The organism is Bradyrhizobium sediminis (assembly GCF_018736105.1).
In the GTDB taxonomy this organism is placed as follows: Bacteria; Pseudomonadota; Alphaproteobacteria; order Rhizobiales; family Xanthobacteraceae; genus Bradyrhizobium.
Genome location: NZ_CP076135.1, coordinates 408,415 through 434,755 on the forward strand (window position 1 = coordinate 408,415; position 26,341 = coordinate 434,755).

A 26,341-nucleotide genomic window follows, 5' to 3' on the forward strand; every position below is an offset into this window, starting at 1 on the left:
TCAAGGAAAAGAGGGGCAAAAATGGGTCAAATAGCGGGATTTGTGGCCGCAAACGGCGAGTAGGGAGCGACGAACAGCGAACGGAAGGGTCTATTCGCCACTCGCCACTCGCCATTCGCTACTGCCCCTCATGAGCCCATCGGGTTCCCGCACCGTTGTTTCCGGAACCTGCCCGGCAACTGGGAGAGCAGCAAATTCAACCTGCTGGCGAGCCTGGTCGAGGCGATCCCTGCGATCGGCGACCACGACACCGCGGTGCTGATGCACAATGACGGTGTGACCCACGGCCTCTCGGAAGTTCCGTTCATGCAGGGATGTCGGGCGCTGGAGTGCGCCCGCTATCGGCTCCGGATGGAACGATGCGTGCTTCGCCAACCGCCGCAAAGACAAGGACCGCAGGAAGGGAAGAGATTGAGCCGACATGATCGGAAGCCGCCCCGGTAACCTTGACCGGTTACGTTAAAACCGGGTTCGCATTGCGGTTCGCCGGCGGATCGCTACCGTCAAATCGTCGCTCAGGCTGGCCAGCGAAGCCGCACTTCCGGCCAGAATTTCAACGAGGCGACACGGGACCGCCGGGGTTTTGTCGCGTCTGGCGGTCCCACCCTTGCGGTCCGCAGCTTTGAACCCCCGGACCGGCAATTTCCCGCCTTCAGCGCCTTGTCTGCCCAGCCGTCCTCGCCTAGAACTCGCCCCGACCGCGGGTCCGATGAATCACCCGAAATGGCGCCTGGAGAGGTGGCAGAGTGGTCGAATGCACCGCACTCGAAATGCGGCATAGGTGCAAGCCTATCGGGGGTTCGAATCCCTCCCTCTCCGCCAGATGTCTGTGTAGGGCTGTTCACCGAAGTTCACGCTAGTTCAAGAAGTCATTGCAGCGCAGGCATTAACTGAATTTTTAGGTTCACGGGCGTTTCCCGGTGTTCACCCTTGTCAAGCCAATCCGGTAGGGCCAAGGGTAGGGCCAGAACACCGGAGTGCTTGTCATGGCCCGCCTGTACGACCGCCTTTCACCCACCACCGTCAAAGCGAAAGACCTTGCGCCCGGCCGATATCCGGATGGTGGGAACCTTTACCTCAATGTCGGCGGTGAGGGCCAACGGCGATGGACGTTCCTCTACAAGGAGCGAGCCACAGGGCGGCCCCGTGAGATGGGATTGGGCAGCGCTGGCAAGGCCGGTGTCACCCTAGCCGAAGCCCGCCGCAAGGCCGCTGCGGCCCGCTCGTTGTTGGCCGATGGAGTTGACCCGCTCACCGACAAGCGCAATCGGCGGGCGTCGGTGAGCGTCGCCTTTGGCGTCTATGCTGACCGCTATGTGAAGAGCGTGGTGGAGAAAGAGGCGAAGAACGCAAAGCACGTTGATCAATGGAAAATGACGCTGGAGATTTACGCCAAGACATTGCGACCGAAGCCGCTGGACCAAATCACGACCGAAGATGTCCTTTCAGTGCTGCGGCCGATTTGGGACTCAAAGCGCGAAACCGCCTCCCGCCTTCGCGGTCGCATCGCCCGCGTTCTTGACGCGGCGAAGGTTGACAAGCTCCGCAGCGGCGACAATCCCGCAGCGTGGACCGGACACCTTGACAAGCTCCTTTCGAAGAAGCGCGAGAAAACCGCCAACCACAAGGCGATTCCATACCCTGAGCTTCCGGCGTTCATGGCCGAACTACGCCAGCGCAACAGCATTTCGGCGCTCGCGCTTGAATTCACCGTTTTTACGGTGGCCCGGACTGGCGACACAATCGGCGCGCGGTGGTCGGAATTTGATATCGCCCGTAAGGTTTGGATCGTGTCCGGCGAGCGCATGAAGGCCGGTAAAGAGCATCGCGTTCCGCTAACGGATCGCGCAATCGAGATTCTGGAATCGCTCCGCACGTCGAACACGAAGCCAACCGACTATGTGTTCCCCGGTGCGCAGCGCGGCAAACCGCTCTCGAATATGTCGATGCTCGAATTACTGCGGGGCATGCGAAGCGGAGTCACGGTGCATGGATTCCGCAGCGCCTTCAGCGATTGGTGCGGCAACGAGACTGCACACGATGCCGAAACGCGCGAGTTCTCTTTGGCGCACGTTATCGGCAACAAGGCCGAAGCCGCGTACCGTCGCGGCGACTCGCTGGAAAAGCGCCGCGCGCTCTTGTCCGATTGGTCCACCTATCTGCGGTCCAAGGGCTAGAGCTTCGTTACTGGAATCTCAAACGCGCGGCGGCCTAGGGTGCACGGAAACGAACCCACGTTTCCCGGAGTCGCGCCGTGTCCGATGTTATTGCTTTTGAGGATCGTGCCTTCACGTTCGATGAAGCGTGCCGCGATCATCTGCGGATTTCGCGAGGCACCGGATACAAACTTGTAAAGGCCGGGCGGCTTGAAATTGTCAAGCTGGGAACGCGCACCATTGTCACCGGCCGCGCTATCCGGAAGTGCCGGGGTGAATGCGAAGCTAACGCATGACCCTGCCGAAACCTCGCCCATGCTTGCGCCGCGTGCAAGCCGCCGTAGATTCGCTGCTATCCGCTGAATTCTTTTCAGCAAGTGAACTGGACTCATTCGCGCGCCGCGATACCTATCCAGACGCCGCGTCATATCTGGCGAAACTCGCCGACGCGCGATTCGACCTAATTTCTCGACTCTACGAATCTCAGCCGGTATTAGCGCCCTACCGTTTCGCCGTCGTATTCGGCGTGATCCCTTTCGATAGAAATTTACCACGAACCTACACCGTCGCCGATCTTCGCGAGAAGGGCACGCAGGAAGCGAACCTTGCGCTGATCGCGCTGGGCGAACAATCCGATTGGGATTCCATGAATCGCAGGGAGCGAGCGGTGTTCGTGTTGCGGCGCTTGGTTCGCGCGATGCGTGATCGTTAGTCCTGCTTCGTACGATCATCGCTAGAGCTTCGTTACTGGAACCGCCGCGACGCCATGGGCCACAATTTCATCTCGTAAAATATTTTGAGATGAACCCACGTGACTCAAGAGACTGAAATCCAGCGCAGGGCAGTAAGCGGACATCGGGCATCGATCCTCGCAGCTCTGCGTGATCACGGCGTGGACCGCAGGATAATTGCACATCTCGAAATATGGGATGACGGCTTCGCTCGTAACGTGGCTGTCATTCTCCACTATAAGCGGCTGCGTGACATCGGCGTTCCATCAGAACAAGCCATAGATGAAACTGCGTCATGGCTCGGCTGTGCTCGCGACATGGTGGAAATCCTCGCCAAAGGAAAAGGCTACGGCAAAGCACACACAGAAGCAAAGCGACAACGCAGGCTGCAAGCCGAAGAGCAATCCCACAACGCCGTGGGAATTCCCACCACTCCGTAGGTCGAAGATCGCCGCCATAGCTTCTATCTTTGGATCAACAACGCACCGGAGTAGACGCAATGCTTTCGACCAAAAATATTTATCTGATAACTTTGGCGGACGACGACGAAATCGACTTCGAAGTTAAGGACGCGCTCAAAAAGCGTTTCGCGGGCACTTCCGCGCTTGCCAATCTTCTGCGTGTCAAGGCCGCAGCCGAAAAGCATAGCGCCGAGTACACGGCCAAGGGTCAGCGAATCCAGACGCTGCAAGCCAAGAAAGCAGACGCACAAGCCTTCGTGCGCGATATGGAACGCGAGATCGCGCGCGGCATGCAGTACCCTCCGAAAGAAATGGAGCGGAAAGCCGCAGCGGAGCAGAAGATTGCCGCGATCATGGCCGAAATTGCAGCGCTCCGGAATGCGCCCCAATCGACCAACCTTCCCGATGATACGATCATCGAATGGATTCGGGATTCGAAAGTTAACTTCGTTGATGCCGAAGTGAAGGTGACGACCTTGCCCAAAGGCAAGACGCAGGGCGAAGCCGTCGAAGAGTTGCGCAACCGCCAACGCGACTTGAACGGCGAGAAACAGGCCGTAGTGAAGCAGCCCGTGCCATTCGAAGACGCTCTGGCGCGGGTCATAGCCGACGTGGACGCCAAAGCCCGCGCTATGGATGTGCGCCCGGCCATGAGGCTCAAGACTTCGGTAAATGACTACGTTTCCCACCGCGTTGGACGCCACTCCGAAATGCAAGGGCACGTCGAATGGCCTTCGGCAGAGGAAATTGTCGAAAGCGGGCGGCGGGTGGAGATGGATCAAGGTAACGCGCTCGTTTCGTGGCTCTTCCGCGATGAAATCATTGCCCGTGGCACCGCCGAATTGAAGAAGCATTATGGCAACGCGAAGGGAATGTCCGCCGAAGAGCGGGCGCGGCGCATTGCGGAAATCGATGCCGAAATTCTCGAAGCCGAGCGTCAGGAAGAGGCGTTCATTCGCATGGCCGAAGACGCGGGCATGACCATTTGGCGGCGTCCGAACGCGCATCCGCTGGCCGTGCTCGGAATCGCACCTGCGTAAACAGCTCGGGGAGTCGCGGTGTTCATGACGCGATTGCCCAACGACGGCCGGGAGCGCCGTGCTTCTCCGCGTCGCTTCCGGCCTGATACCTCAGACATTTTTCACAGGTTCATTTTTCACGGAGTCTATTATGTCCAAGTCATGGTTCTCAATGCGCGCATCGGGCGGTCCGGTCGGTGAGCTTCAGATTTTCAGCGACATCGGCGGCGGTGGCGTTACCTCTGAAGCTTTCCACGCGGAACTTAGCCGAATGAGGGCACGGGGCGTGAAGACGCTGATTATCAGCATCAACAGTGACGGCGGAGATGTTCCAATCGGTTTTCATATTTTCAACATGTTAGAGCGCTTCCCCGCAAAGAAAATTGTGCGCATCGATGGTCTTGCGGCATCCATGGCTTCGGTGATCGCGATGGTTGGCGATGAAATCATCATGCCTTCCAACGCCATGATGATGATCCACAACCCATGGGGTGGTGTCGCTGGCAGTGTCGAACAGATTGAATCGTTCGGCACGGCACTGAAGACGATGAGGGAAAATATTGTAGGCGCATACGCCAAGCGCACACGTCTCGCGGTGGACCAAATCCGCGCCATGATGGACAAGGAAACGTGGCTATCCGCAGAAGAGGCGGTGCGGCTTGGCTTTGCGGATCGAATCGAAGCACCGTTGAAGATGGCAGCGATGGCCAGCCTACCGGACGTCTCCCGCTTCAAGAATGCACCGACGCGCGCGCGTGGAATCGCTGCCATCCGAGCGGACATCTTCGACAAGTTCAATCGCAAGTCAGAAACGAGCCCCGGCGGACAGCGGCGCTACCTCACGAAGGATGAGAGGTGGGAATATGGCGACTCCTAAACTGATCACGCTTGCGGAATACGCAAATGAGCGTCGAATTCGATTCGGCTACATCCTTCGCCTTCGCTCCGAACCGGGCTTCCCACGGCCGGTGCTGAAGCATGGTCGTGAAGCCTTTTATGATCGCGCAGATATCGCGCAGTTTTGGAGGGAAACGAGGCCTCACTATAGGATCGCCAAATGCTGACACTTGATGATCTAACGCGCGCTACCGGCATGCGTTATGCGGAGATCAATCGCGCGATTGCGCGTGAAGGGTTTCCGCGCCCTACCGTGGACTCGGGTCGCATCCTTTGGTGGGGCGAGGAAGTCCAGAAGTGGCTTTCGGGCCGATTTACATTGAAGGGCTGCTGACATGAGTTTTCAGATGCGATTCGTTCGCCCGCCGACCGCGCGTGAAAAGGAAGCGATGCGCTCCAAAGCTAAAGCCAAGGCCGCGAAGGAAGCGCAACGGCTAGCGGACGCTGCAAAGAAAGCGGTTGCCGATGCCGAAGCGGACGCCAAAGCGAAGGCAGAGGCGGAAGCCATGGCGCGTGATGTGCATTATCCGGCAAATCCATTTGGGCTTGGCCAGCGGTTCCGCGCGGTCAACCTTGTTTGGCGCGAATGGGCAAGCGGTGCAACCCACGTGGAGGCTATCGCCACCGGGTTTGAAGCGCCTGACCGCGAAGGACACGCGGAGGTCACGGAGCGCGTTGAAGCAACACTGGCGTTTCAAGCGGAGCATGGGCAGCGCTTTTCCAAGTTCTTTGTGAACAAGGATGGTGAGCGCATCGGTTCGGGCTTCTTCGACTCCAATGTCACCGCCGCAGACATCCCATACCTATTCGCCAAGTTGGCGGCGCGCGGCTTTGAAGGGCACGTGGCGTACAGCGATCCGGACACGGGCGCATTGTCGTTGGACGGATACCCGCCGGTTGGATTGCCGATGCCTGCCTTTGAAGGCGAGTCGTTTTCGCTTGAATTGGATCACGGGCACGACGCCGCGAGTCCGACGGAGTACTTGCGCTTTGAAGCCAACGAACAATTACCGGACGGGTTCGCAGTCATGTGGCACGCAGAACGCGATCGGTACGCGAAGATTTTGGCTTCGTGCAAGCCCCGCAATTTCCTGATCTATGATGTGCGCGCAAAAGCCGATTGCCCCATGGCGATTTACGAAATGCGGGGCGAGCATCTTCCCTTCAAGTTCGCCAAGGTTGGTGAAGCGGTCGCGTCCGATGGTGAGGGTGGCGGCTTCGTTGCCACTGCACATGGATCATTCTTTGATGACACGCCGTCCGCTGAAACGCTGGCGTTCATCTCTTGCCGTCTTGCGGCGTCCGGCCGGTGGTTGGTGCTTGTGCCACATCAATATGATTTCGTCACGCCGGAGGTTTACGCGCTCATGAGCGGTACGACGATTCACGCGGAGTAGCAGCGCTACTTTAAGGAGCATGATTATGATGTCAGGATTTGTGCGAATGGACGAACTCGCAAAGTTGGCGGGTGTGACCCTTGGAACGGCCTACCAATACCACGCTTACAAGATGTACGATTTTCCAAAGCACCACGGGAAGGTCGGGCAGATTCTCTTTTGGAAGCGATCCACGGCCGAAGCTTGGGCACGTAAGCACAAGAAGCGCTCCCGCTAGTTCGCGGGGCCAGACAGTTTTCCTCCGTACGAAACAAAAAACCCTCGAAGCACGGCAATGCAACGAGGGTGGGAAAGCTGTTAGACATGACCGACCGCGACAATACCGAAATCCAAATACGGCTCCAAGTAACAAAGGTCGAAGCGCCCGACTCCGAAATCGAGTTCTTTTCCGAACCTGAGCACGGCCCCGCGCCCAAGCACGGCTGGGATAACGCAATCGATGTAGCCGAGTTCAAGCGCCGCTGTCAGGACGCGGCGCACTTTCCGTTGGCAAACGCCAAGGGGCTGGCGTTCTTCTATCAGCTTTCTCATGACGCCCGCGATCTTGGTATTAGCGAGCGGACGGCCATTGATTTGATGGACCGCTACTGCACAAGTCAAATCTCCAAGGCGTCGATTTCTCTGGAATGCCATCGCGCGTACCTGGCCGCAATGAGCATCCCCGGTGTGTTGAGCCGTGCGGCCCGTGCGAATGCGAACGCTGTTGCCGCCTTGGTATCATCGGACGATGACAACCCATGGACCGCTGCCGTTGACGGCGACGAAGCGCCGCACGTATGGCCGAAGCCGTTGACGTATCAGGGCAAGGACAACGCCAGCAAATGCGCTGAAGGCTTTCTTGCCGAACGTCCGGACAAGCTGCTTTCGTCCGATGGCGTGCTTTACACATTGGAAGGCCACCGCATTTGGCGTCGGCTTGATGACAACGAACTGGCCGCAGAGATTCGGGCAACGGACCCGACGACGATTCTTGATGTCGGCAAAATCTATCAGATGGTCAACGCGATTCATCTTGTGCGCTTCACCAAGGCGCGGCCATTCGAATGGATCGATAGGCCGGAAGGCGCACCGGACGCGAACGATCTGATTCTAGCCTCCAATGGAATCTTGAACCTGAAAACGGGTGAGCTTATCCCACACTCCGGGCGTTACTTCGCGACGGGGCTTCCCGATTGGAAATATGATCTTGAAGCGACTTGTCCGCTTTGGCTAGAGAAGCTTGGGGAATGGCTGCACCCATCGTTCCATGCAACGCTACAGGAATTTTTCGGTTACATGCTCACCGCAGACACTTCAATCGAAGTGCTCTTGGCTATGATCGGCGCGAAGCGTGGCGGCAAGGGCACTATCACGCGCATCATGCAAGCGCTTGTTGGCAAGGAGCACCACGCTTCAGTGATGTTGAACGATTTGGCCGGTGACTTTGGACTCGCGGGCTTGATGGATAAGCGCGCGATCTTCATCCCCGACGCGCACGACGCGGACATGTCGCGCCGTTCGGCTGCAATAGAGCGTATCAAGAGCATCACCGGCAACGACGAAGTGAGCGTGAATCGCAAGAATCAATCCATGCTCTCTCTGAAGGTCCCGGCCAAAATCGTCTTGGTTGCAAACAAACATCCCAAATTCCTAGACGAGTCCGGCGCGTTGGCGGATCGTGAATTGGTGTTGGTGTTCGAATCGTCATTCGCCAAGACGAAGGACACGGAGCTAGGCGGCAAGCTGAAGGCCGAATTGAGCGGCATCGCGAATTGGACGATCCAAGGCTTGCGACGGCTGCGGGCGAGCGGCAACAAGTTCACCATTGGGGAGCGCGGGCGCAAGGCGCAACGCGAGCTTGCGGAGTCTCAGAGCCCGGCGCTGCGGTTCGCTAACGAATCCTTGATCGTGACGGGCGACAAAGCTGACTTCATCCCGGACGATGTGCTGTTCCCCGTCTATGAACATTGGGCGCGTTCTATTGAGGGCATGAGCGCACGGGAGACGCGAAACAAATCCGACTTCAAGAACGACCTGATGGCGGCGCTGACCGAACGCGGTGTGCGATACACTCAAAGGCGTCGGCGGCCGGATGGGGCGCTTGCGGAATGGAAGCATGGTGAGGGTGTGAAGATGCGCGGGTTTGCCGGTGTGAAGCTCAAGGCCGGATGGAGCGCGGCGGAAGACCAATAGCGTCACAAGGTGTCACACGGTGTCACAACAGCCCTTGTGCCAATTAGTGCGCTGATTTCATTGTGAAATAGGTCGATTCTGGCCACTGTCACAGCGTCACAGCGTTTCCACCTAGCTCCGGGAGAATCCTTGTAGCTACATCTGCGGCAGCGCATGTGATGATACGGACTATAGCGCGATGCTCTATCTAGTTTAGTGCTGTGACGTTGTGACAGTCTATAAAATAAGGAGAATATATACTGAAATCAAAAGCCTAAGCGTCCCTAGAGATGCTGTGACACTTCGGGGACACGTGTGACACTTGGTATCGCATCGTCGCCGAACCTCACTCACCCGTCGAAATATTTTCAATGGTGATAAGCAATAAGCGCGGCTGGAGTCCTGATCGTCGAAATATTTTGAAAGTTACGGGTCCCTCCGCGCCAAAAAAGCAATGCGGGCAGAACGGAGGCGCGATGCTTTCGCAGCTATGGAGAATTTTGAGTCGGGGTACCTGTTACCTAAGCGGGCGCGTGCAGCAGAGAGAAGTTTCTAAAACGCGTTACCTGATGCTTAGCAGGTTTCTGCCTCCTCCAAAGATCGCACTGCGGGGCAACAACCTGTAGTAGGAAAGTGGCGCGAACTGGGCTACGGCTACATTTCGGTTGCCGCGGTCCGTGATCGTTGCTTAGAAATCATGGGGCCCGGCGATTGATCGTCAGAGAGGTGTTGGACGCGATGGATTACGAGCATGTGTATGTAGCCCAACGAACGCACGGGGCTGATGTCGTCACTCGTGTGGGCGCTTTCGCGGAGGGTGCTCAGGGCGCGCCTATTCGTTGGCGCGGCTCTGATCACGCTGATTGACGGGAAAACTCTGTTAGACTTGTGCATCAAGCATGAAGTTGGCGTAAAACGGCGGCCGGTTGAAACTCTAAAATGGACAAAGCGCTTTTTGCTGAGCGTTTTAGTCGGGACGACGAAGTGGGACCTGAGATAAGCAATGAGCAAGCTTCCCAAGAAGAATAATTCCACATCAATCAAGTCATCGACGTCCGCGGCTGAGCAGCCGGTTGTCCTAAGGCAGGGTGGAAAGATCTGGAGTCATCTACGAAAGAAATGGCTCGACGAAACTCCAGAGGAAACGGTTAGGCAAGAGTATCTCGTATCAACCCTTCTGAAAGAGTATGGGTTTTCTCTGGGGCAAATAGGTGAGGAGCTTGAAGTCACGGGTAGGGGGTCAGGGCACGCTCGAGCAGACTTTGTCATTTGGCGTTCCGCGATCGACAAATCCGACCTAAACTCTCCGCTCATTGTTGTCGAGTGTAAGTCCGACAACGTTACGATTAGCGCCGATGACTATGGTCAAGGTGACAACTATGCGCGCCTAACCGGCGCAAGGTTTTTCGTGACGCACAATACCCAAGAAACAAAATTCTGGCGTGTCGTTCATGAGAAAATGCCTAAGAGTCTCGAAGAGATTGCCAACATTCCCCACGCGGAGGCGACCGACAAAGAAATAGAAGCTCTAATCTCAGAGCTTAAGACATTTAAGGAAGACGAGTTCGCCGACCTTCTGCACCAATGTCATAATGTCATCAGGAATCGCGAGAAACTTGATCCGGCCGCCGCGTTTGATGAAATTGCGAAAATCCTTTTCGTAAAGGTGTTCGTGGAGCGTGAACTTCGGGCTAAACGACAGCGTAAAAATATTTTTAGTGCGAAATTTCTCGATGAGCAGCTGGGCAAGAACCCACTTGCGACGCTCTTTGATCAAACAAAGGATGCTTATGCTGATGACAACATTTTTGAACAGGACGAAGAAATACGTTTAAGGCCAGCAACCGGCCGAGAGATAATCAAATTATTGGAAGTCTATAATCTCTCAGACACGAGCGAAGATATAAAGGGCATTGCGTTTGAGCGGTTCTTAGGTCGAACATTTCGAGGTGAGATAGGTCAGTTTTTTACGCCTCGTACAATCGTGGAATTTATGATCCGAATGATCGACCCCAAGGAGGGGGAGTTAATATGCGATCCCGCGAGCGGCTCCGGTGGATTTTTGATTCGATTCTTTGAGATAGTTCGGCAGAAAATATTGTTAGATGCTGATCGTGAGTATGGACGGTTCCGAAAGGAGGTTGAGCGCAAGAAGATTCCTTCCGCTAAGAGGGCCGAAGCGCTTCGAAAAAAATTCGCTGAAATTCAGTTGACGCTCGATCAGCAGAGACGTGATTCCCGTTTGTGGGAGCTTGCAAATCGTTGCATCTATGGAACGGACGCAAACGAACGCATGGCTCGGACGAGCAAAATGAATATGATCATGCATGGTGATGGCCATGGAGGAGTGCACCACCACGACGGATTTTTGAACGTCAATGGAATCTTCGAGGGGCGATTTGATATAATTCTGACCAATCCGCCATTTGGTGCGAGCGTTGAGCCGTCAGACGTAGTCCATGAAGCGGATATCAACGTAAGTCGGGCAGCGCATAAGCGTTATGTTGAAGCCTTTGGTGATACTTACATCGATGCAATTGAGCGGGTGCGTTCCGCTGTCGGGCAGCCGATAGCCAGCTTATTTGAGTTGCCCAAGAGCTCCAAGAGTCGCATTAAAACCGAAATATTATTTATCGAGCGGTGCATCTCTCTTCTCAAGCCGGGTGGCCGGTTGGGTATCGTTCTTCCAGAAGGGGTCTTTAACAACTCCTCGTTAGCTTATGTTCGAGAGTTCTGTGAGAATAGAGCCTACATTCGAGCAATAGTTAGCTTGCCCGCGGAGACGTTCAATTCATCAGGCGCAAGCGTCAAGGCATCTCTGCTATTTCTGCAGAAGTTTACAGAGGATCAAGCCGCCGATTTCAATGCAAAAAATAAAGAGGCTGTTGCTTTTGCTGAGGCAAAATACGCTGGACGTAGACGCAAGGAAGTCGCTCGGTTTAAGGCTGAAATTATACGTGCGAGGGATGCTGGCCAAGCCCAGCAGCGAAGGCTCCTTGAAAAGGAACTTTTCGATTTCGAGCGCAGTATTGAACAATTGATTGTTAAAGAGGCGCGCGATCGTCTGAAGAAGACGTTTGCGTATCCTGTCTTCGTCTATGAGGCGGATAAGGCTGGAATAACAGCCACGGGAGAGCAGGACCAAAATGAGCTCTATCCAAACGACAATCTCCCTGAAGGATTAGAACAGTCATGCTTGGAGCGTTACCAAGCATTCCTAACAAATCCCCAAGCCCTGATTGCGAGCTGACCGATGTCGCAGGCCAATGGCGTCGAAAGACGAGGCTTTGCTGTTTGGTGGGCCGATTTAGACCGCTGGAGCGTTAACTCGCTAAGAACCACCGTATGGCATTGGCCTCGCGAAGTAGTTAGGCCGTTGTCGGAGGCCATCGAGCGATCCGTGGAGCCGGTTGACAAGCGACAGTTCGAATTGCGGCCCGAGCATTTCATCTCGATTCGGTTTTCGGGAGAGATCGAGCCGCGCGATCTTCACGGAAAGTCTGAGTTCAAGGGCGCGTTGTTTTTTGCGTCTCCAGGCGACATAGTTTATTCGAAGATTGACGTAAGAAACGGAGCCATTGGAATCGTTCCGGAAACGGTAGTTCGCGCCGTAGTGACGAGCGAGTTTCCTGTATACCACATTAAGGAAAATGTGGCGCTTCGTGACTATGTGCAAATTGTTTTTCGGACGTCCACGTTCCGTTCGATAATAAACAGAATGGTCAGCGGGGCGAGCGGAAGAAAACGCGTTCAGCCAGAAGATTTGGAGAATGTACCGATTCCCTTGCCCAGCAAGTCTGAGCAAGAGAAGATTGTCGCGTTCTGGCGGGAAGCTCAGGGAGCTTTGATGGAGGCTCGTGGGCGATTGGATTCAATCGTAGCCAGCTTAAACCAACAGCTATGGTCGATTTATCAAACGGCGACGTCGGTCGATATGCTTGCCCAGCGTTCATTTTCTCTCGAATGGAAGGACATGGACCAATGGGATGGCAAGAGTGCTCGGGCAGTTGCCTATCGACTTGCCTGTCCTAATTTCACCCCGCTGTCGGAAATCGCCGAAGAGATAAGCGACCTCGTGCGGCCTTGGGAAGATCCGGATAAAGAATGGCCAGTATTTGGCGTGAATAACACGGAGGGAGTGTTCTTCAGTCACAACCAAAAGGGCTCAGATTTCAATGCGCCCTATAAAAGGATCAGAAAGAATTGGTTCTTTCATAATCCAACCCGAGCCAATGTGGGCTCCCTTGGAGTTGTTTCGGACGTGCCCGACGATGCGCTCACAAGCCCAGAATATCAAGTGTGGCGCTTAACTGACGAAACACCTGTTGGATACATCGCAACACTCATTAACACCCAATTCTTTTTGAAGCTCGTGGATGTGCATCGAGTTGGTGGTGTCAAGCAGCGGCTGTATGCGGAGAGCTTACTTCGGATAGTAGTTCCCCCCGTGAGCCGCTCGATTCAGGAGGAGATTGCGAAAGCGAGAAGCTCCGCGCTTGTATCGATTAAAGAGGCGAAGTTGCGACTTCTTGAAGCAGAAAGCGAGCTCGAGAAGATCGTGCTTGGTATCAAATCGATTTAACGGAGTGATTATGGCTGTTACCTCGCGCTATCTTACGTTTGATGGGCAATTCGAGAGCGGAGTGCTCGGCGCCTTTAGAATTATTCGAGGTTTTGCAAACCTCAAAGACTTGGCGGAGATATCAGTCCCGTACGAGATGGAAGACGCCACTGGCGGAACAGTGATTGGCCAGCAGAGAAAGCTCGACGTTCAACACGCTGAACTGATCAGAAAGTATCTTGAGGGCGGTGAACAGAGGTTTCTTCCTGAGGTGATTCTTTCGATTAGATGCAAGCTTGATGAAGAGACGGACAAGAATGGTAATCCAATAGGTGTGAGGTCAGCCGACGACGATAAGCTAAAGATCGGCCGTGTCTTGAAAAGTCCGAGTATTCGAGTTCACAGATTGAGAGTGGAACGGAAGCAAATCGAATCGATAAGAACTGATAAGTTGATCCGACGCGTTGATGGCAACCACCGCTTGGCGCTGGCGGCTGATTTAAAAGATGATCCCGCGGTACCGACAAAGTTTTTGGCGTCGTTTTGTTTTGTGCTTTTGGGGCCAGCCTCCGAAGAGGCCGATGATTATTCCGAATCGTTGATCTTTCATACGATTAACAGCACGGCTCTGGCCCTGGAGTCGGAGCACGCATTGAAACTAATTCTCGGACAGCCTTCTGACTACGATATGAGCGCTGAGAGCGAATTTGCGTTCAGCCCGGAATTGCATTTCACTCGACTACTTCGTGACGGTCTTTTAAACCTACCCGTTCCTACACAAGAACGGCTGGGAGCGAGACCGCTTACAAATCTTCGCGCTGCGGTGCATGGGTTGTTAGAATTAGATCCGGGCTTTGCAAAAGATCTGCCTACACTGCGCACCCATTCACAGACACTGCTTGCTTCATTGACTGACATAGTGACGAGATTGGAGCCGGATCAGCCGCAACTGTGCAAGAAGGAATTCTTTATCGAATTGGCTGCTCGCGTGTGGAAATCGACGGAGGGCCAATCGGAGCACAATCTCCGCGTGAACAATTCAGTCGCCATTCTTGCACAAATTGGAGAATGGCTAGGCAAAGATGGAATGATCGCCCTTAGAGACCATCAATCGCTTAGTGCGCAAATACTAGAAATATTCACCGTTGTGCGATCGCGATTACCCAAACGAGTATTTCTTGCACGTTGGTATCCGACCGAAAAGGATGGAGAAGAATACACCCGAGGCAAACTCCGGCTAAAAGGGGTGCAATCGGCCGTTGATCAATGTAGTGCGGAACTCGACGTTAGTTTATCGCTCGTAGATATGGGAACGGAAACGGGTGGAACGTTTCCGATTCACTCTGCGATGTACGATGCAATCGCGTCTGCCGATATTATCGTTATCGATCTAACCGGCGTTCGCCCCAACGTGTGCGTCGAAGCCGGGTACGCTTTGCGAAACCATGAGCAGAATCGATTAATCTTTATGTTTCAACCGACGGATACGCAAAAGGCCGTTCCATTCGATCTCAATACGTTTCGCTACGAGCCCTTTACCGATACCGGCGAAATTCCCGATAAGCTCAAACCTCATATCTCAGCAATCATCAGAGGTGCGTCTGCGGGGACAGTGTAGCGCCGCGCTTGGCTTGCGGCGGGACCTAAGCAGGGGGCAACAACCTTTCAAACGGGTGGGGCCAAGGGTAGGGCCATTTGTCGGCACGCCATCAGATAATGCAACGAAATCAATACCTTATATCAATATTGCGGCGGACTCCCTCTCCGCCATCGCTCAAGAGCGCTATTTCTCAGTGTTTTCTGACATCAGCTGTTCGGCAGTCCATATTCTCGCCCTTGGGGCGTCGCGCCAAGCCGCGTCATCGCGAGCTGACGGCGGCGTTTGAACGGGAGGTGGCCAAACACAGATAAGCGCGCCAATCAACGCCGACGCGCAGAGAGCTGAAAGAGAACAACGCCGAGTGCGATCATGATGGCCGCCGTCCCGAACCCGTCAGGCAATCGCTCGTCGAAGATAGCGACCGCAATGAATGTACCGGAAATGGCCGCCACCGACCCGATCTGGCTCAGATAGGTTGGCCCTGCTATCTGCTGAAGGCGCAGGACGGCCACATATTGGATCGTGAACGAGAGGGTCGCGAGCGCCGTGATCGCCGTGACCGCCGGCATGGTCCATAGGGAACGCACCGCGCCTCCCTCGATCCAGATCGCAAAGGGAAAGGTGGCGACAGCCCCACACAGCAGTATTGAACCGGCCAGCAGCAACGGCGTTGCGCCGTGCGGCCAATACCGCGAGCGGAAGATGTTTCCAATGGCCAGAACGACCGGCATCATGCAGGCGACAAGAACCGCCAGCCGATCGACGGGAACGATCTCCCCGCCCTTGGCCCGTGCCAGCAACAGGCCGCCAGCAAGGCTCAGCGCAACGCCGGACAACCGGAATCCGCTGTGGCGTTCCATCCGGAGAGCGAGTGACATCAGGTAGGTCAGGAGGGTCGGGAAGGCCATGGCCAACGCGATGAAGGCAGCCCCGACATGCCCCACGGCGAGATAGCCGAGTGCCATGCCCAAGGCCAGCAGGGCCCCGGCCGCGATGCTGTAGGGAAGGACGCCCACCAGTCTTCGCCGCAGATCGCCGCCGCGCGCCGCCAAGAGGATGAGGACCAGCCCTGAAGCGCTCAACGAGACCGTAAGATACCAAAGCATCGCCGCACCGCTTGCGGCAGCCTGTTTGGACAGGATGACGTTGAACGCAAGCAGTGTCCCGACGAAGACGAGAAGGGCGGGAGCCTGCCTGGATTTGCCAGACAACGATATGGCTGTTTGGTTCTGCGAAATGGTCATTGCGTCTCGCCTTCCTTCTGTGATGGCACCGGTGACGGCTCGTCTCTGCACGCGGGTCATTCGTGCCGTGATTGTTCTTGACGTACAATACGGACGTACGTATTGTAAAGACATGCCGAAACCATCCTTGAAAAACGAGATCATCGCCGCCGGATTGCGGGTCATGTTCCGCAAGGGCTACGAGGGCGCGAGCGTGCGCGACGTCGTGGCCGAGGCCGGGGCGCCGCAAGGCTCATTCACCAATCATTTCCGCTCGAAGGAGGCGTTCGCGGAGGCGGTTCTCAATCACTATTTCGACCGCACGCGCGGGCTTGTGGTGGCTGCCCTGGGCGATTCCTCGCTGACGCCGCGCGACCGGCTTCGCCGTTACCTCGATGTCATCACGGATCGTCTGGCCGCCGACAACTATATGCGCGGCTGTCTGATCGGCGATTTCAGTATCGAAGTCTCGCAGGCAAGCGATGCGCTTCGGCTGCGGCTCGCGGAAATCTATCGGGAATGGCTCGTCCCTTTCGCGGATTGTATTGCCGAAGGGCAGCGATCGGGGGAGATTGACGCCCGGTTTTCTCCGCAGGATTTGGCGGAATTTCTGCTCGCCTCCTGGGAAGGAGCGATCCTGCGAATGAAGGTCGAGCGCGATCCCGAGCCGCTAGAGCGCTTCAAGCGCATTGCATTCGCGACGGTGTTTTCAAGTACTGAAAGGACGGTCACGAAGTGATTAACCTGATCGGACGCTCGCGCGGGCAGGTCGCTCGCCTCGCCACGCCAATCCGCGGTGACGTCAAGTAGAGCTCGAACTGTTGACCAGGGTATGCTGCTTGGGACAGCGGCAATGCGTGCTGCCGTTTGAGCGCGAACGATACCAGTTTACGCGCTCGGCTCCACGAGACTGGTGCGGTTCGAGTTCGATGATGATGCGCCGATTTCAAGCAATGTGAAGAAGCGCGCGGCATCGTTGACTTATTGTGCGCTCCGGAATGGAAAGCGTCCATTGCAAGAATTGCGAACATTTCTTTCGCCTGAGCTCGAACCGACTGCAATCTCAACGCGACAGATTCGATCGGGCGTTCTTGCTACGTCGTAACGCTGATCTGTGGACCGGTCTACGAAGTTGTTGGGTCCGATGAGTCGGTTGTGATTCCGTGAATGTAGTTGGTTTTCATGGGAGTGCGCCGATGTGGCAGCCCAAGCGCCGTGTTGCCGTATCGCATGGCTGGGGCTTTTCGTCGAATATCATGAGAACTTTTTGAATGGTGAGAAGGGCCCGCTCGATGCAAAAAACTGTGTTTTCATCCAACGACCTGCCGGATCATCTTGGCGAGGCGGCCAGGTTTGACCTTTGGCAGGACATCCATGTCGCGGAGATATGGTCGGTCGAATATGCCGTATCTGAAAATCTGCCTTTCGAAGCTGTGATCGAAGCCACGACTCTCGGGCCCCTGGTTCTTGGCCAGATGGCCGGAACGATCAAGCGCGCGACGAGAAAGGCGAGCAATATCGCCGATGATGGCAATGATGGTTACCTGCTGCTGATCAACAAGGCCGACACTTTGCTGACCGGGGTGCAGGTTGGCCGCGAATACGCCGTCGGCCAGGGAGAAGCGGCCCTGGTCACTGCGTCGGAATCGCTAAAGATGCTCGGCGCCGACAAGAATGTCTGGATGAACGTGGTGATCCCGCGAGATGTCCTGACGCAGGCATTCCCGCAGATCGATGCCAGACTGGCGTTGAAGATCGGCGCCGAAAACGAAGCTCTCGATCTTCTCAAGCGCTATTGTCAACTTCTTGAAACCGGCCGTCCTCTCATGGGGGCCGATCTCGTAACACATGCAACAACAACGATCGTCGATCTAATCGGCCTCGCGACTGGCGCGAAAGGCGAGATGGCCGAGTTGGCGGGCTTGCGCGGCCTGAGAGCAGCCAGGTTGCAGGCGGTCCTGACCAAGATCGCAGACAATTTCACCAACCATGGCATCTCTGCGCAGGGCGTCGCGCGGGAGCTCAAGCTGTCGGTCCGTTATGTCCACGATCTCCTGCAGGAGACCGGTGTGAGCTTCTCCGAGCGCATTCTCGAATTGCGGCTGCAGAAAACTTACAAGATGCTGTCGGAGCGACATCGCGGCGCGATGCGGGTCAGCGAAATCGCCATGATCTGCGGCTTCAACGACGTGGCCTACTTCAATCGCTGTTTCCGCCGTCGCTTCGGCTGCACGCCGAGCAGTGCGCGATAGGCGTCATCGTTGCGTCCTGACGCAAGCGTTGCCCGGTGGGCACACCGCGCGGGAAAGCAAGACGTCGCTCTGCAGGACAATTCCGCTGCATTCCTGCCCAAGACACCGCAGGGCGGCAATGCGACACAAGGCGCAGCCTTACCAAATCGCAAGGATCGATGGATGCCGTCAAGTTCTCTACTCGACACCGACAGAAGACCGCGTCGATACCTCGCGAATTGCAGCCACCTGGCGCTTGCGATCGGTTGCGCGGCGCTCGTCGGCGTTGCCTTGTTGACTCCGGCGGCGGCGGCCGACTGGACGGGCACCACCTCGACGGACTGGTTTATGACCACGAACTGGAGCACCGGTGTCGTCCCGACAGCGGGCAGTGCAGTTGTTGTCAATACGACATTGCCCAATCCAGTGATCATCAACGGGGGCAATGCGGTCGCCGATGGCATGTCGGTTGGTCTCAACAGCACCGGCATGCTGACGATTTCGAACGGCGGCACCCTGATGAGCAATCTGGCCTCCGTGGGCAATCTGGTGGGCTCGACCGGCACGGCGACGATCACCGGCGCGGGCTCGCTCTGGAACGCCCAGGGCATGGCGGTCGGCTATCGTGGTGCGGGCACGCTGGCGATCCTGAATGGCGGCGCGGTTAACACCACCGACTGGGAGGTCTCCATGGGGGATCAGTCCGGCTCGTCGGGTTCGGTGACGGTCGATGGCGCAGGCTCGACTCTGACCGGCAGCGATATTGTTGTCGGTAATGGCGGCACGGGCACGCTGATGGTGTCGAACGGCGGTACGGTCTCTGCCACCAAATGGACCAGCATCATCGGCCATAGCGCCGGCTCCGTCGGCACGGCGACGATCACCGGCGCCGGTTCGCGCTGGAGCAACGCAAGCGATTTTTATGTCGGTCAGAATGGCATCGGTTCGCTGACGATTGCGAATGGCGGCGCGGTCTCTGTCGCGGGCAACGTCGTGCTTGGCTACCAGGCTGGATCCTCCGGTACGGCGACGGTCACCGGTGCCGGCTCGGTCTGGACCAACAGCGGCGACGTCGATGTCGGCCGATCCGGCAGCGGTGTACTGACGATTGCGAATGGAGGTGCGGTCTCCGCCGCGGGCTTCGTTACCCTCGCCACCATGGCGGGCTCCGTCGGCACGCTCAACATCGGCGGCGCAGCCGGCGCGGCGGCGGTGGCGGCCGGCACGCTCAACGCTGCGACCATCCAGTTCGGCGCCGGCGCCGGCGCGATCAATTTCAACCACACGAGCACCAGCTATGCATTCGCCTCGGCGATCAGCGGTCTCGGCACAATCAACCAGGTCGCCGGCACGACGATCCTGACCGCCGATTCGAGCGGCTTCACCGGCGCAACCAATGTGAGCGGCGGCCGGCTGGCCGTGAACGGCTCGCTGGCCAACTCGATTGTGACGGCGTCGGGCGGCGGCATGTTGGGCGGCAATGGCATCGTCGGGGGCATCGTTGCCAATGCCGGCGGCATCATCGGACCGGGCAATTCCATCGGTACGCTGAACGTCAACGGCAACGTCGCCTTCGCAGCCGGTTCGACCTATCAGGTCGAAGTGAACGCGGCGGGGCAGTCCGACAAGATTGCCGCATCGGGAACCGCGACGCTGAACGGCGGCACGGTGTCAGTGCTCATCGCACCCGGCGCCTTCACTCTCGGCGGCCAATACACCATCCTGACGGCAGCCGGCGGCATCAATGGCGCCTTTGCCGGCGCGAGCGCGACGACCGCGACGCCCTTCCTGGCCCTGGGCCTGACCTACGATCCCAATAACGTCTATCTCGGTATCAGCCGCAGCAATGTCACCTTCGCCTCGGCGGGATTGACCCCGAACCAGATCGCCACCGGCGGCGGCGCGGACAGCCTTGCGCTTGGCAGTTCGCTGGTCGGCGCCCTGGCGTATCTCGATCTGACACAGGCCAGCGGGGCCCTCGACCAGCTCTCCGGCGAGGTGCATGCCTCGGCCAAGGGAGTGATGGTCGAGGACAGCCGGTTCTTGCGCGAAGCCGCCATGGATCGCCTGCGCGCGGCCTTTGATGGCGTCGGCGCGGTCGCGATGCCGGTCATGGCCTATGCCGGTGGCGAGCCCATGCTTGCGCCCGCCACCACCGACCGCTTCGCGGCCTGGGGCCGCGGCTTCGGGTCCTGGGGTCAGTGGAACGGCGACGGCAACGCCGCCACCATCAAGCGCGATATCGGCGGCTTCTTCGTCGGCGCCGACGGTCTCGTCGCCGACACATGGCGGGTCGGTGCTGTCAGCGGCTACAGCCGATCTAACTTCCGCGTCGCCGATCGCAACTCCTCCGGCTCCAGCGACAACTACCATGCCGGCCTTTATGGCGGCACGCAGTGGGGCGATCTCGCCTTCCGCTCCGGCCTCGCCTACACGCGGCACGATATCTCGACCGGTCGCTCCGTTGCTTTCCCGGGCTTCGCCGACACGCTCAAGGGCGATTACAGCGCCGGCACCACCCAGACCTTCGGCGAACTCGGCTACCGCATCAAGGCGGGGCAGAATCCTCTCGGCAATCTCGCCTTCGAGCCCTTCGCCAATCTCGCCTATGTCAACCTTTCGACCAATGGGTTCACCGAGAAGGGCGGAGCCGCGGCGCTCACCAGCCAGGGCGGCAATACCGGCGTCACCTTCTCCACGCTCGGCCTTCGGACCTCGACGGGCTTTACCCTCGGCAATGGTGTGAACATGGCCGCGCGCGGCATGCTCGGCTGGCGCCACGCCTTCGGTGACACCACACCGGTCTCGACCGTGGCCTTCACGGGCGGATCGCCCTTCAGTATCGCTGGCGTGCCGGTCGCCAGGGACGGCGCCGTCGCCGACCTGGGTCTCGATCTCAACCTCACCCCGAACGCCGCGCTTGGCCTCACCTATGGCGGCCAGTTCGGCTCCGGTGTCACCGACCAGACCGTGCGCGGCAACTTCGCCGTGAGGTTCTGAGGTGATCATGAATCAAGATATCATCGCTCAAGTCTTATCAAACGGCTGATACCAAAACTGAACTGAAAACTTCAGACATCATGCGAAATGCACGAGCATTTACTCTCTTGATTTCCTGCATCGCGACAGATCAAGGCGCGAGCGCGAAGAAGCCGGGCGATTAGGCATATCCACTGTCGCGGTTTGGGTGATGCGCAGCCCCTCATGGAGTTGGACGTCAGTTCTCCGTTTCGTCCTCGTGGTCCTCAACCACACCAAACTCCACGACCGGGGTGATCCAATAGACGAGTCGCGTCCCCGCGAAGGCGGTCTTGAGCCGGGCGAGCAATCGCGCGGCGTCTTGCCGTTGCAGAATGGTCCGCACCTGCACCTCGTCGGCGTGACCTTTGACCTGCTCGGCCGTCGACTGCAGCTGTACCGTTGGGCCGTGGCCGGCGCCGTCGGTTGCCGTGAAGCCGGATACCAGGTCGCGCTGCTCGCTGAGATAATCGAACAGTTCCTCGCGAAGCGTGCGAGCGGCGATCAGCGTCAGGCATACCGGTTCGCTCATTGGGCCCCCTTCGCGACGCTGCCGAAGCGGCGATAGAGGATCGGCAGCAGGATCAGCGTCAACAGCGTCGACGACAGCAACCCGCCGATCACCACGATTGCCAGCGGCTTCTGGATTTCCGATCCGGGGCCGGAAGCGAACAGCAGCGGGATCAGTCCGAGCGCGGTGATGCTGGCGGTCATCAGCACCGGCCGAAGCCGGCGTTTGGCGCCCTCTACGACGATGCGATCCTCCGGGATGCCACGGGCGCGCAGCTGGTTGAAGTAGGAGACCAGCACGACGCCGTTCAACACGGCGATGCCGAGCAGCGCGATGAATCCGACCGAAGCCGGAACCGACAGGTACTCGCCGGTCACGACCAGCGCGAAGACGCCGCCGATCAGGGCGAAGGGGATGTTCACCAGCACCATCAGCGCCTGGCGGATCGAGCCGAACGTGGTGAAGAGCAGAACAAAGATGAGTCCGATGGCAACCGGCACGACGACCGACAAACGCGCGGCGGCGCGTTGCTGGTTCTCGAACTGGCCGCCCCAGGTCAGCCGATAGCCCTGCGGCAGCGCCAGCTCCGCCGCCACCTTCTGCTGCGCCGCCTCGACGAAGCCGACCATGTCGCGCCCCCGGACATTGGTCCGAACCACGCTCATCCGGGCGCCGTCCTCGCGGTCGATCTTGACGGGACCGTCGACCCGGTGAATGCGGGCAACCTGGGACAGCGCCACATGCTGCCCGGACGCCAGCGTCAGGGGCAGGTTGGCCAGCAAGGTCGGCGCCTCGCGGGTATTCTCGCCGCCGCGAACCAGGATCGGGGTGCGGCGTCCGTTTTCCAGCGCCGTGCCGATGGTGCGGCCCTCGATCTGGGTGCGCAGCGAGGCGGCAATCGCATCCACCGCCAGACCGAGACGGCCCGCCTCCAGCCGATTTACCGCGACCGTATAATACTGCGCGCCTTCGTTGAGCGTGGTGTATACGTCCTCGGCGCCATCGATGCCGGACAGGATCGCGGACAGTTTGCTGGCGATCTCGTTGAGCCTGGCGATGTCGGGACCGAAGATCTTGATGGCGACGTCGCCGCGCACGCCGCTGATCATCTCCTGGACCCGCATGTCGATCGGTTGCGTGAAGCCGAGTGACAGTCCCGGAAAGTCATTGAGCACCTCGCGAAGCTGCCGAATGAGAGCGGACTTGTCTGCGGTCTTTCTTTCCTCCTGCGGCTTCAGGACCAGGAACGTGTCGGTCTGATTGAGCCCCATCGGGTCGAGGCCGAGTTCGTCCGATCCGGTTCGGGCGATGATTCCCGCGACGTCGGGTACCCTTGCGAGAATCGCGGCCTGAAGCCGTGCATTGATCGCGTTGGCCTGATCGAGATTGACGGACGGAATGGCTTCGACGCTGACGATGATGTCGCCTTCGTCCATGGTCGGCATGAAGGTCTTGCCGAGCTGGGTATAGGCAAAGCCCGCCGCAACGAGGGCCGCCACGGCCGCGGCCATCACCTTGCGCTCATTGGCCAGTGCCCAGCCGAGCGCGGGCGCATAGCCGCGGGAGGCCAGGCGGATCAGCCAGGGTTCCCGGTGCGGGGCAGCCTTGAGAAGAAACGAGGTCGCCACCGGAATCACCGTGAGCGCCAGCAACAGCGAGCCGGCCAGCGCAAAAATGATGGCGAGCGCCACGGGGATAAACAGCTTTCCCTCGAGGCCCTGCAGCGCCAGCAGCGGCACGAACACGATGATGATGATGAGCACGCCGGTTGAAACCGGCTCCAGCACCTCGCAGACCGACCGGAACACGATATGGACGAGCGGCGTCGTCTTTCCTTCCTGATCCTTGCTGAGATTCCCAACGATGTTTTCGACCACCACCACCAGCGCGTCGATCAGCATGCCGATGGCGATCGCGAGCCCGCCCAGGCTCATCAGGTTGGCCGACATGCCGACCGCGCGCATGACGATCAGCGCGATCATGATCGCAAGCGGCAGGCTGAGCGCGATCACCAGCGAGGCCCGCCAGTTGCCGAGAAACAGCAGCAGCAGGACGATGACCAGAACCGTGGCTTCGCCCAGCGCCCGGACTACGGTTCCGACGGCGCGGCCGACCAGCCGGCTGCGGTCGTAAAACACGTTGATGGAAACGCTCTTCGGCAGCGAAGGCTGTAGTTCCTGCAGGCGCTGGCGGACGTCGCGCACGAGCTGGCCGGCATTGGCGCCGCGCAGGCCGAGCACGAGTCCCTCGACGGTTTCGCCGCGGCCGTCGGTCGTGACGGCGCCATAGCGCGTCAGCGAGCCGACCTGGACGCGGGCGATATCGTTGACCCGGATCGGAACGCCGTCCCGGGTGTCGACCACGATGGCCTTGATGTCATCGATCGAGCGGATGCTGCCCTCGATGCGGACCAGCGCGCTGTCTTCGCCCTGATTGACGCGGCCGGCGCCGTCGTTGCGGCTGTTGGTCTCAATCGCTCGCCGGAACAGGTCATACGAAATGCCGCGTGCGGCGAGGGCATCGCTGAGCGGGACGATCTCGAAGGCGCGGACATGACCGCCCAGCGAGTTGACGTCGGCGACCCCCGGAACGGTCCGCAGTGCCGGGCGGATCACCCAGTCGAGCAGGCTTCGCCGCTCCGCCAGCGAGAGATCGGGACTGTCGATCGTGAACATGAACATCTCGCCGAGCGGGCTCGTGATCGGAGCAAGCCCGCCGGTGACGCCGTCAGGAAGATCGCGCGCGATATTGGACAGCCGTTCCGAGACCTGGTTGCGCGCCCAGTAGATGTCGGTGCCGTCTTCGAAATCGACGGTGATGTCGGCGAGCGCGTACTTTGTCGTCGAGCGGAGGATCTTCTTGTTGGGCAATCCCAGCAATTCGAGTTCGATTGGAACCGTGATCCGCTGTTCGACCTCCTCCGGGGTGAGGCCCGGCGCCTTCATGATGATCTTCACCTGAACCGGCGAGACGTCGGGGAACGCGTCGATCGGCAGACCGGGCAGCACGACGGCGCCCGCGCCGATCAGCAATAGGACGCTCAAGCCGACGAACATGCGCTGCGAGAGCGCGAATGCGACCAGGCGCGCGAGCATCACTCGCCGGCCCCGAGCCGCAGCAGGATCCCCCGCAGGGCAGAGATGCCGCTGACGGCCACCTCGTCCTTGTCCGTGATCGCGCCTGCGACCACGACATGGTCCTGGTCCTCGGCCAGCAGCGTCACCGGCAGCAGACGAAATCCACCCTCGATCGCAGTGAAGACCGACGTCGATTCCCCGCGCCGGACCAGCGCGCTGTAGGGGATTTCCCACGCACTTTCGCCGGCGGAAAGAAAGCCGATCCGTGCCGCGGCCGTTTGCCCGGGGCGCAGCTCGCCATTATTCGGCATTTCCGCCCGCACCAGAATGGTTTGGGTCGCAGCGTCAGTCGTCTCCGAAACCAGTATGACCTGGCCCGGGGTGGCGTAGCCGTCGATTTCCACCCGCGCGCCCGGCCGGATGGCGCGGACGCTCGATGCCGGAATCGCAATCTCGGCCCACAAGACCGACAATCGTGCGAGCTTGACCAGCGGCGCCGACGGCTCCACCCGCTGGCCCGGGGAAACCACGATTTCAACCACCGTTGCCGGCTGCGGTGCCGCCACCGAAAGTGTCGCCGTAATCGCAGTCTCGCCGGTCAGGCGCGAAATCGCCGCATCTGAGAGGCCGCTGAGCCGAAGCATTTGCCGCCGTTCCGCCACCGCGATGCTTGCCTGCCGGGCTTCGGTTTGGCTGGTTTCCAGAACGCGCAGCGGTACCGCCTTCGCTTCAAACAGTTCGGCGTTGCGTTTGAGCTGCTGGGCGGCAAGAGCCTCCTGCGCGAAGGCATGCAGGTATTCCCGCTGCAGCGACACGAAGCTCGGACTCTCGAGCGTGACCAGCGGCTGGCCGGAGTTGACATGGTCGCCGCGCGCCACCGAAAGATTGGTGACCATGCCGGCCTGGGGAGCGCTCACGACCCACAATTGGGGGGTGGGGATGACGATCTGGGCGGGATAGGGCAGCGTCTGATCGGTTCGGCTCGAGACCGGATGGGTGACGCGAACGCCCAGGGTTTGTGCCTGCGCGGGACTGAGCTTCACCGCGTCCTCGGCCATCGAAACGGATGGAAGGCCCATGAACGCGAATGCGAGCATGGTTCGCGCCAAAATCTGCCAAGAGCGCAGACACAAGTTCGCCTGGCGGAGATGCATCATCAGTTCCATGTATTGGCGATCGAGCGAAATCGGGCTTTCGTCGGGAGGTGGCTTATTCCGGTCCGCCCCTGCAGCCGTTGATTTGTGTCAATCAAGTCGGCCAGTTGTGGCCCGTGCAGACCATTATGCTCCGTGCGGGCTGACAGGATGC

Annotated in this window: 19 protein-coding genes, 1 tRNA gene and 1 pseudogene; 17 read left to right on the top strand and 4 right to left on the bottom strand. The window is 58.5% G+C overall.

Translation table 11 applies throughout. The features are described from left to right. Window positions 1–162: 162 nt before the first annotated feature. From KMZ68_RS25945 to KMZ68_RS02125, 14 genes and pseudogenes are all read left to right on the top strand, one after another. Window positions 163–415, top strand: a pseudogene (locus tag KMZ68_RS25945) (ROK family protein); the annotation flags it as partial. Window positions 416–732: 317 nt separating this feature from the next. Continuing rightward, window positions 733–822, top strand: a tRNA-Ser gene (locus KMZ68_RS02065). 164 nt (window positions 823–986) lie between these two features. Continuing rightward, window positions 987–2,177, top strand: a complete 1,191-nt coding sequence (locus KMZ68_RS02070; protein ID WP_215614264.1) for a tyrosine-type recombinase/integrase — start codon at window positions 987–989, stop codon at window positions 2,175–2,177. A gap of 77 nt (window positions 2,178–2,254) precedes the next feature. Next, a complete protein-coding gene (locus KMZ68_RS02075; protein ID WP_215614265.1) occupies window positions 2,255–2,452 on the top strand; it encodes a helix-turn-helix domain-containing protein in 198 nt (65 codons plus the stop codon). After that, window positions 2,449–2,868, top strand: a complete 420-nt coding sequence (locus KMZ68_RS02080; RefSeq protein WP_215614266.1) for a hypothetical protein — start codon at window positions 2,449–2,451, stop codon at window positions 2,866–2,868. Before KMZ68_RS02075 ends, KMZ68_RS02080 begins: the two co-directional genes overlap by 4 nt. Window positions 2,869–2,967: 99 nt before the next feature. Then, entirely contained in the window at window positions 2,968–3,327 is a 360-nt protein-coding gene (locus tag KMZ68_RS02085; protein WP_215614267.1) for a hypothetical protein, read from the top strand. Between the two features lie 59 nt (window positions 3,328–3,386). After that, window positions 3,387–4,388 carry a hypothetical protein gene (locus KMZ68_RS02090; RefSeq protein ID WP_215614268.1) on the top strand — a complete coding sequence of 334 codons (1,002 nt, stop codon included), beginning with the start codon at window positions 3,387–3,389 and terminating at the stop codon, window positions 4,386–4,388. A 130-nt stretch (window positions 4,389–4,518) separates the two neighbouring features. Continuing rightward, window positions 4,519–5,244 (top strand): head maturation protease, ClpP-related, encoded by a 726-nt coding sequence (locus KMZ68_RS02095; RefSeq protein ID WP_215614269.1) that lies wholly within the window; start codon window positions 4,519–4,521, stop codon window positions 5,242–5,244. A gap of 355 nt (window positions 5,245–5,599) precedes the next feature. Further along, on the top strand, window positions 5,600–6,661 hold the full coding sequence (locus KMZ68_RS02100) for a hypothetical protein (RefSeq protein WP_215614270.1): 1,062 nt from the start codon (window positions 5,600–5,602) through the stop codon (window positions 6,659–6,661). 46 nt (window positions 6,662–6,707) lie between these two features. Continuing rightward, a complete protein-coding gene (locus KMZ68_RS02105; protein WP_215614271.1) occupies window positions 6,708–6,878 on the top strand; it encodes a hypothetical protein in 171 nt (56 codons plus the stop codon). Between the two features lie 86 nt (window positions 6,879–6,964). Beyond that, complete coding sequence (locus KMZ68_RS02110; RefSeq protein ID WP_215614272.1) at window positions 6,965–8,833, top strand: DNA primase family protein; 1,869 nt, start codon at window positions 6,965–6,967, stop codon at window positions 8,831–8,833. A gap of 982 nt (window positions 8,834–9,815) precedes the next feature. After that, window positions 9,816–12,062 (top strand): restriction endonuclease subunit M, encoded by a 2,247-nt coding sequence (locus KMZ68_RS02115; RefSeq protein WP_215614273.1) that lies wholly within the window; start codon window positions 9,816–9,818, stop codon window positions 12,060–12,062. A gap of 3 nt (window positions 12,063–12,065) precedes the next feature. Further along, window positions 12,066–13,394: a restriction endonuclease subunit S gene (locus KMZ68_RS02120; RefSeq protein ID WP_215614274.1), complete on the top strand. Its 1,329-nt coding sequence runs from the start codon at window positions 12,066–12,068 to the stop codon at window positions 13,392–13,394. Window positions 13,395–13,404: 10 nt separating this feature from the next. Next, window positions 13,405–14,991 carry a hypothetical protein gene (locus tag KMZ68_RS02125; protein ID WP_215614275.1) on the top strand — a complete coding sequence of 529 codons (1,587 nt, stop codon included), beginning with the start codon at window positions 13,405–13,407 and terminating at the stop codon, window positions 14,989–14,991. 302 nt (window positions 14,992–15,293) lie between these two features. Here the strand turns inward: KMZ68_RS02125 and KMZ68_RS02130 are convergent, their stop codons facing one another. Next, the gene (locus KMZ68_RS02130) at window positions 15,294–16,217 is read right to left on the bottom strand and encodes a DMT family transporter (RefSeq protein WP_215614276.1); all 924 of its coding nucleotides are present in this window, start codon (window positions 16,215–16,217) and stop codon (window positions 15,294–15,296) included. A 112-nt stretch (window positions 16,218–16,329) separates the two neighbouring features. Here KMZ68_RS02130 and KMZ68_RS02135 point away from each other — a divergent pair, with 112 nt between their 5' ends. From KMZ68_RS02135 to KMZ68_RS02145, 3 genes are all read left to right on the top strand, one after another. Then, window positions 16,330–16,935: a TetR/AcrR family transcriptional regulator gene (locus KMZ68_RS02135; RefSeq protein ID WP_215616150.1), complete on the top strand. Its 606-nt coding sequence runs from the start codon at window positions 16,330–16,332 to the stop codon at window positions 16,933–16,935. A gap of 553 nt (window positions 16,936–17,488) precedes the next feature. Then, the gene (locus KMZ68_RS02140; RefSeq protein ID WP_215614277.1) at window positions 17,489–18,448 is read left to right on the top strand and encodes an AraC family transcriptional regulator; all 960 of its coding nucleotides are present in this window, start codon (window positions 17,489–17,491) and stop codon (window positions 18,446–18,448) included. A gap of 327 nt (window positions 18,449–18,775) precedes the next feature. Continuing rightward, window positions 18,776–21,427: an autotransporter outer membrane beta-barrel domain-containing protein gene (locus KMZ68_RS02145; RefSeq protein ID WP_215614278.1), complete on the top strand. Its 2,652-nt coding sequence runs from the start codon at window positions 18,776–18,778 to the stop codon at window positions 21,425–21,427. A 217-nt stretch (window positions 21,428–21,644) separates the two neighbouring features. Here KMZ68_RS02145 and KMZ68_RS02150 read toward each other — a convergent pair whose 3' ends face one another. Genes KMZ68_RS02150 through KMZ68_RS02160 form a run of 3 tightly spaced genes read right to left on the bottom strand, consistent with a single transcriptional unit; the run spans window position 21,645 to window position 26,130 of the window. Next, window positions 21,645–21,977 carry a DUF3240 family protein gene (locus KMZ68_RS02150; RefSeq protein ID WP_215614279.1) on the bottom strand — a complete coding sequence of 111 codons (333 nt, stop codon included), beginning with the start codon at window positions 21,975–21,977 and terminating at the stop codon, window positions 21,645–21,647. Then, on the bottom strand, window positions 21,974–25,051 hold the full coding sequence (locus KMZ68_RS02155; protein WP_215616151.1) for an efflux RND transporter permease subunit: 3,078 nt from the start codon (window positions 25,049–25,051) through the stop codon (window positions 21,974–21,976). Before KMZ68_RS02155 ends, KMZ68_RS02150 begins: the two co-directional genes overlap by 4 nt. Continuing rightward, on the bottom strand, window positions 25,051–26,130 hold the full coding sequence (locus KMZ68_RS02160; protein WP_249779492.1) for an efflux RND transporter periplasmic adaptor subunit: 1,080 nt from the start codon (window positions 26,128–26,130) through the stop codon (window positions 25,051–25,053). The genes KMZ68_RS02155 and KMZ68_RS02160 overlap by 1 nt, the downstream gene beginning before the upstream one ends. Window positions 26,131–26,341 lie beyond the last annotated feature (211 nt).

Coding starts and splice junctions, on each gene's coding strand:
- KMZ68_RS02070 (WP_215614264.1), top strand. CDS start 987: ATGGCCCGCCTGTACGACCGCCTTTCACCCACCACCGTCAAAGCGAAA.
- KMZ68_RS02080 (WP_215614266.1), top strand. CDS start 2,449: ATGACCCTGCCGAAACCTCGCCCATGCTTGCGCCGCGTGCAAGCCGCC.
- KMZ68_RS02090 (WP_215614268.1), top strand. CDS start 3,387: ATGCTTTCGACCAAAAATATTTATCTGATAACTTTGGCGGACGACGAC.
- KMZ68_RS02095 (WP_215614269.1), top strand. CDS start 4,519: ATGTCCAAGTCATGGTTCTCAATGCGCGCATCGGGCGGTCCGGTCGGT.
- KMZ68_RS02100 (WP_215614270.1), top strand. CDS start 5,600: ATGAGTTTTCAGATGCGATTCGTTCGCCCGCCGACCGCGCGTGAAAAG.
- KMZ68_RS02105 (WP_215614271.1), top strand. CDS start 6,708: ATGGACGAACTCGCAAAGTTGGCGGGTGTGACCCTTGGAACGGCCTAC.
- KMZ68_RS02110 (WP_215614272.1), top strand. CDS start 6,965: ATGACCGACCGCGACAATACCGAAATCCAAATACGGCTCCAAGTAACA.
- KMZ68_RS02115 (WP_215614273.1), top strand. CDS start 9,816: ATGAGCAAGCTTCCCAAGAAGAATAATTCCACATCAATCAAGTCATCG.
- KMZ68_RS02120 (WP_215614274.1), top strand. CDS start 12,066: ATGTCGCAGGCCAATGGCGTCGAAAGACGAGGCTTTGCTGTTTGGTGG.
- KMZ68_RS02125 (WP_215614275.1), top strand. CDS start 13,405: ATGGCTGTTACCTCGCGCTATCTTACGTTTGATGGGCAATTCGAGAGC.
- KMZ68_RS02130 (WP_215614276.1), bottom strand. CDS start 16,217: ATGACCATTTCGCAGAACCAAACAGCCATATCGTTGTCTGGCAAATCC.
- KMZ68_RS02135 (WP_215616150.1), top strand. CDS start 16,330: ATGCCGAAACCATCCTTGAAAAACGAGATCATCGCCGCCGGATTGCGG.
- KMZ68_RS02140 (WP_215614277.1), top strand. CDS start 17,489: ATGCAAAAAACTGTGTTTTCATCCAACGACCTGCCGGATCATCTTGGC.
- KMZ68_RS02145 (WP_215614278.1), top strand. CDS start 18,776: ATGACCACGAACTGGAGCACCGGTGTCGTCCCGACAGCGGGCAGTGCA.
- KMZ68_RS02150 (WP_215614279.1), bottom strand. CDS start 21,977: ATGAGCGAACCGGTATGCCTGACGCTGATCGCCGCTCGCACGCTTCGC.
- KMZ68_RS02155 (WP_215616151.1), bottom strand. CDS start 25,051: ATGCTCGCGCGCCTGGTCGCATTCGCGCTCTCGCAGCGCATGTTCGTC.
- KMZ68_RS02160 (WP_249779492.1), bottom strand. CDS start 26,130: ATGCTCGCATTCGCGTTCATGGGCCTTCCATCCGTTTCGATGGCCGAG.